1 protein-coding gene is annotated in these 732 nt (G+C 43.0%); it reads right to left on the bottom strand.

Annotated features, from left to right (window positions below; all coding sequences use genetic code 11):
* Positions 1 to 26 precede the first annotated feature (26 nt).
* Positions 27 to 704, bottom strand: a complete 678-nt coding sequence (locus E1189_RS00815) for an NYN domain-containing protein (RefSeq protein ID WP_155158227.1) — start codon at positions 702 to 704, stop codon at positions 27 to 29.
* Positions 705 to 732 lie beyond the last annotated feature (28 nt).

Below are 732 nucleotides of genomic sequence, written 5' to 3'. Positions count from 1 at the left end.
ACGCTCCTTTGCTGGGGGCTGAATAGTTACTGTTCGTTAAGACTGGGATCGATATTGTTTCGTAATGGGTCAAGTATGAAATCAATCCCATGTTTTCTCGCCATTTTTGCAGCCGGAACGAAGTCACTGTCGCCAGCAATCAGGATAATCTTATCAACCTGTTTTTCGTATGAAAGAGTGGAAATATCGAGACCGAGTTTGATATCCACACCTTTCTGCCGGACTTCATAAACAAAATCGGCATTAGTGAGGTCAGTAAAACTTTTTCTCTTTTTCAAAAGATCTTGGGTGGCAGATGGGGTAAGCCTCCAACCTTTTGACTTGTCGTGTTTGGTAGTACCCAGCCGAAGTGCTAGTTTTCTCTGCATCTTCAACTGCTCAAGCACTTCTCCCCTGATGATACTGCTTGGCTCAGTCTTGTAATCTTTTACCCTGCATCTGGTTTCACCAGCTTCAGACAGAGGGTAATGCACTTTTATATCAAGAGGTGGAGCATCGTAGTAATAGATTCGATAAAGATGATGAGAAGTATCCTGTTTTCCAGAATCGCCGTAGCGAAGGTGCTTTCGAACGGAAGAAACAAGGGCTTTAACGATTTGTTCAGCCGTCAAGGGATCGGCAGTTCTGAAGAATTTACGCTTGTAGTGATCAAGTCGTTTTACAAAAAATGACCCATCAACGAGAACAGCTGTTCTTATATCCATAACCCGATGTGTGACTTTCCATGTCTAA

The sequence above is a fragment of the Parendozoicomonas verongulae genome (assembly GCF_009711465.1).
Lineage (GTDB): Bacteria > Pseudomonadota > Gammaproteobacteria > Pseudomonadales > Endozoicomonadaceae > Sansalvadorimonas > Sansalvadorimonas verongulae.
Note: the sequence above shows the minus strand (reverse complement) of the source record. Positions and strands in the feature narration are given on the sequence as shown.

Bases quoted from the DNA above. Each gene is read 5' to 3' on its own strand.
- E1189_RS00815 (WP_155158227.1), bottom strand. From the start codon at position 704: ATGGATATAAGAACAGCTGTTCTCGTTGATGGGTCATTTTTTGTAAAA.